At 67.0% G+C, this 4,352-nt stretch carries 7 protein-coding genes; 5 read left to right on the plus strand and 2 right to left on the minus strand.

Going from position 1 to position 4,352, the window contains the following annotated elements:
* Positions 1-523 precede the first annotated feature (523 nt).
* The 3 genes from ACFV1W_RS40115 to ACFV1W_RS40125 are packed head-to-tail and all read left to right on the plus strand — an operon-like array spanning position 524 to position 1,822.
* Positions 524-970: an SRPBCC domain-containing protein gene (locus ACFV1W_RS40115; protein ID WP_380422464.1), complete on the plus strand. Its 447-nt coding sequence runs from the start codon at positions 524-526 to the stop codon at positions 968-970.
* Positions 967-1,335 (plus strand): ArsR/SmtB family transcription factor, encoded by a 369-nt coding sequence (locus ACFV1W_RS40120; protein ID WP_380422466.1) that lies wholly within the window; start codon positions 967-969, stop codon positions 1,333-1,335. Before ACFV1W_RS40115 ends, ACFV1W_RS40120 begins: the two co-directional genes overlap by 4 nt.
* Before the next feature lie 13 nt (positions 1,336-1,348).
* Positions 1,349-1,822 carry a hypothetical protein gene (locus ACFV1W_RS40125; RefSeq protein WP_380422468.1) on the plus strand — a complete coding sequence of 158 codons (474 nt, stop codon included), beginning with the start codon at positions 1,349-1,351 and terminating at the stop codon, positions 1,820-1,822.
* Positions 1,823-2,352: 530 nt separating this feature from the next.
* Here ACFV1W_RS40125 and ACFV1W_RS40130 read toward each other — a convergent pair.
* Positions 2,353-3,165: an NAD(P)H-binding protein gene (locus tag ACFV1W_RS40130; protein ID WP_380422469.1), complete on the minus strand. Its 813-nt coding sequence runs from the start codon at positions 3,163-3,165 to the stop codon at positions 2,353-2,355.
* 85 nt (positions 3,166-3,250) lie between these two features.
* Between ACFV1W_RS40130 and ACFV1W_RS40135 the strand changes: the two genes are divergently transcribed.
* Positions 3,251-3,664 carry a winged helix-turn-helix transcriptional regulator gene (locus ACFV1W_RS40135; protein ID WP_380422470.1) on the plus strand — a complete coding sequence of 138 codons (414 nt, stop codon included), beginning with the start codon at positions 3,251-3,253 and terminating at the stop codon, positions 3,662-3,664.
* A gap of 46 nt (positions 3,665-3,710) precedes the next feature.
* Here ACFV1W_RS40135 and ACFV1W_RS40140 read toward each other — a convergent pair whose 3' ends face one another.
* The gene (locus ACFV1W_RS40140; RefSeq protein WP_380422471.1) at positions 3,711-3,914 is read right to left on the minus strand and encodes a hypothetical protein; all 204 of its coding nucleotides are present in this window, start codon (positions 3,912-3,914) and stop codon (positions 3,711-3,713) included.
* Positions 3,915-3,942: 28 nt separating this feature from the next.
* Between ACFV1W_RS40140 and ACFV1W_RS40145 the strand changes: the two genes are divergently transcribed.
* Complete coding sequence (locus ACFV1W_RS40145; RefSeq protein WP_380422473.1) at positions 3,943-4,191, plus strand: RICIN domain-containing protein; 249 nt, start codon at positions 3,943-3,945, stop codon at positions 4,189-4,191.
* Positions 4,192-4,352: the final 161 nt, after the last annotated feature.

The raw sequence follows: 4,352 nt of genomic DNA on the forward strand, positions 1-4,352 counted from the left end.
AGACGACACGACACCCCGTCCCTGCCGCCAAAACACCATCCCTATTCCTGACCAGCGGAAACGCACCCGTCACTCTCGGAAAGACAACGGCTTCTAACCGGTGGCCTTGCCGGGGGTATGGTCGGAGCCGAGTGGGGTGCCGGTGCCGGCGCGATGGTCGGCGGCGTCATCGGCATCGGCGCAGAGCGCGACGAGCGATCTTCGTCACCATTTACCGCACTCTCGCCGACTCCACGCGCTTGCCCACGATGTCCTGCTGGTCAAGCTCAAGTGCCATGGGTGACCGACCCCTGCTGGTCGCACCGACACGGCATTCGGACACTTCCGACACCTGGCTCCACCATCATCGCGCCCCACGGCGGGGCCCAGGCAGAACTCCTGGCAGAGGCCAACAAGTACGAGGACAGCCTCTGTCAGTCATCATCACCGACATGACCAGCAATGTGCAATCCCGAAGTTGCACATTGCTGGTTGCTGTGCAACTCTGGGGTTGCATTTGATGTTGACGACGGAGGAGTCCCTCATGAGTGAGGACCGAATCGAACGCGAAACCCTGATCGCGGCACCCCTGGAGCGGGTCTGGTCGCTGGTGGCTCAACCCGGGTTCTGGGTGGCCGACAAAGCGAGCCTGGCCGGTACCGTGGCCAAGGAGGGCGAGTCGATGGTGGCGAAGAACGCCGAGCACGGCGACTTCCCGGTGCGCGTGGAGAAGGTCGAACCGCCGACGTACCTGGCATACCGCTGGACCAGCGCGTTCCCCGGAGAAGAGCTGCGCGAGGACAACAGCACCCTCGTCGAGTTCACGTTGACCGCGGAAGGCGACCAGACGCGGCTGCGCGTCGTCGAGAGCGGGTTCGCGGCGCTGGCCGGGTCGGAGGAGCTGCGCAGTCAGAACCTGAAGGACCACAGCGAAGGCTGGCCCCTGGAGCTCGACGCGCTCAAGTCACGCGCCGAACAGCCCTCCGCGTGACCGAAGAACCTCCCGGTGCTGCCGAGGTCGTCGACAGCGTGCTCGGTGCGGTCGCCGACCCGACGCGACGTCAACTGCTCGACCTGCTCGCCGCGCAAGGCGAGGCCACTGCAACGACGCTCGCCGAACGACTTCCCATCTCGCGCCAGGCGGTGGTCAAGCACCTCGCCGTCCTGAACGCCGCCGGGTTGGTTTCGGGCAGCCGAGTCGGACGCGAGGTGCGGTACGCAGTGCGGCCTGCGGCATTGGACGCGACGGCACGGTGGATGGCCGCACTCGCGGCCGAATGGGACCGGCGGTTGGCGAACATCAAACGCGTCGCTGAGGCGGCGGAGCGGGATTCGAGTTCGAAACGCCCCCAATGAAGGGAAGCACCCTATGAACACGACAGCACTCCGCAGCGCCTATGACAGGTTGCTCGATGCGGCGGCCATCCCCGACCTCGGCGAGGCCGGCGATGGAGGATGGAACGCCGACCAGATATTGGCTCACCTCCTCAGCGTCGACGCCTCGATCGCAGCGGTTGCCATGGGCGTCGTCGCCGGCTCGCGGCCCACCTTCGACAACCGGGTCTCCCTCGACCGCTGGAACCTTGCCCGGATCATCGCCGAGCACTCGGGCCGGGCGGACCTCATAGATCATGTCCGGAGCCAGGCCACCGTCCTGTGCGACATCGCCGACCGGCTCAACGCGGAAGCCGCCTCGGTTCTGGTGCCGTCACTCCTCCTGTCCAACGACGCACCCGTGCTGGACCAGCCGATTCCGCTGGGGCGCCTCATCGATGGCCTCGCCGAAGACCATGTGCCCGCGCATACGCAACAACTCCTCGATCTTCGCACTGAACATGCCTGAAAGGCAGTGCCGACCCGCCGCACGCCCGCACCCGCTCCAGCGGTGCGCCCAGGACCACCAGCGCATCGTCCGCGGCGACTTCGACTACCACGGCCAGGTCCGCCGCCACCCCGAGCCGGGTCCTGACGCTGGCGGCCTCAGGATCCGGGTGGGCGCCCTCCACGACATCCCGTCCCACTCGATCGCCCGCAGTGCGGGTGTCGCCATGAGGGCGACCGTACTGGCTGATCACGCTGCCGACAGACGCACGGTCCTCCGGGCGCGGCGGGACACCGGTTTTCTTGCCGCTGGTGTGCCGCCGCACCTGGCGCTGGTGCCCGTGTGTGTGGGCCTGGGCGGCGAGCCCGTCGGCCGCCGCGAGAACGATCTTCGCCCGCACAGCCTGCCGGACCTGTGCGGTCACGGACGCTGCCAGCCGCCGCAGGCGCGCTCGCACCGGCTCGGCAAGTTCCACCACAACCGCTCTCGGAATCAGCTTGGTTGTGCAAGGCATAGGACTGTCCTGGCTACGCGCGCCTTGTGATCTGGAGCTATGCGAGGACCGCAGCGAGCGGGGAGCGGGGTGCGTGACCCAGCAGTTGACGCAGGTCACCGCCGATGCGAGACATGAACCCGGCGGCGATGGCGGAGTAGGTGCCCATCAGCATCGGCACCTGGAACGGTTCGGCGCCGGAAGCGGCGATGCGCGCACGGGCTTGGGCGAGTGTCTCCGGCTCGTAAGTGACGTGCGGCCCGTGCGCGCGGGCCAGGTCTGCGCCGCCGATGGCCTGCTCACCAACGAGTTCATAGATACGCCCTGCATGAGCGGGGGCCTCCACCGTCACACGTACCGCAGCTTCAGCCAGGTCCGCGCGTGCGACGGCTGCCAGGCTGCCCTCGCCGAGCGGGGCCGTGACCCGCCCGTTCGCCGACGGGGCCGCAAGCTCGGCCAGCAACTCCGCGTAGAGCCCGTTGCGCAGGCTGGTCCAGCCCATGGTGCTCTCCTGGAGTCGACGCTCGGTCCAGCGGTGTGGCAGGGCGTAGGTGAGGTGATCGCCATCGGCTGTCAGGCTCGTATAGACGACATGCCCGACACCGGCCTTCTTGGCGGCGTCGATGGCGGCGCCGTGCCGGGCTATGACGGTGTCGTCCTCGCCATAGCCTGCAGAGATCAGCAGCAGCACATCCACGCCCTCGAAGCCCTTCGTGAGAGCGGTGGGGTCGTCGAAGTCGATGCGGCGTACAGGCAGTGCGGCCTGGAGCTGGTGTGGATCGCGCGTTCCGAGGACAGTGTCGTCACGGCCGGCCAGCCGCTTGGCGATCAGCGTGCCCAGGGCGCCGGTAGCTCCAGTAACCAGGATCATCAAGGTCTTCCCGTTCCGGTAGGTTCTCTTCAGTAACCGGGATCATCCTGCGGGTTTGCGCCAGGGAGCGTAAGGAGGCACTTCCATGTCAGCAGGGCACACGGCGGTAACCACCCCGCCTGTCGTCAGTTGCGGTGATGAGCATGAGGACTGCGGAATCCGTGAGGTGCTAGACCGGATCGGAGACAAATGGTCGGTCCTGGTCATCGTCGAACTGGCCCAGGGCGTCCGCCGTTTCAGCCAGCTTCAGCGCGCCGTACCCGGTATCTCGCAGCGGATGCTCACGCTCACCGTGCGCCAGCTGGAACGCGACGGGCTGATCACCCGGACCGTGCACCCGACGGTGCCTCCGCAAGTTGAGTACGAGCTCACCATGATGGGTCGCAGCCTCACACATCTGGTGAAAGCCCTCGCTGACTGGTCGGCAGAACACCGCGATGCCATCGCGCGAGCACGCCAAGAATGGGATGCCGTATATCCCGACGCCGGAATCCGCTGACCGAATAACCTCCAGCACCTTGCCAGCCACGACGGCCACAGCCTGATCAACTGACCTTCTGGGCGCTGGCCTCCCCCAGGATTTGTTGGACCGTGTAGGCGGGGCACTCGCGGATGTGCCAGGTCTCGGTGGTGCCGGAGGTGCCGATCGCGAGAGTGCGGATGTCGCCGCTGTCCGGGCTCGCCTGACAGTCCTCGCAGTCGAGGCGGCGGGCGTTCAGCTGCTCGGCGTGGGATCGGTCACAGGGCACCGGTTCCTTCCCGTGCTGCGGACCGGGTGTGGGGCCCCGGCCCGGGAGCGCCTATCCAACGCCCGCCGAAGATCAAGATCAACACCTCTGGGCGGGCCCCGGCAACGCCACACCGAACCAGATCTTCGTCCCCAGGCCCGACGGCAGCCTCCACAACCCCGCATCCGGCCGCTGTGCCGGCCTCTCCAGCGGCGTCCCAACCAACGGCACCCGGCTGCAACTGTGGGACTGCAACGGCACCGCCGCCCAGAAGTGGACCGCTCTCGTGCGAAGCTGAACCCCAGAATGAGCCGATGAGCTGACCAAAAGGTGCCCCTGACCGGTCCTCGGCCAGGGGCACCTGTGAAGTTCCACCCTGGGGCTGGACACCTGGAGACTGGGACATGTGAGCCCAGAGGAAGCAGTTTCAGGTGGGAAGCAACAGCAACATGAGTAAGC

This window comes from Kitasatospora sp. NPDC059648 (assembly GCF_042734825.1).
GTDB lineage: Bacteria > Actinomycetota > Actinomycetes > Streptomycetales > Streptomycetaceae > Kitasatospora.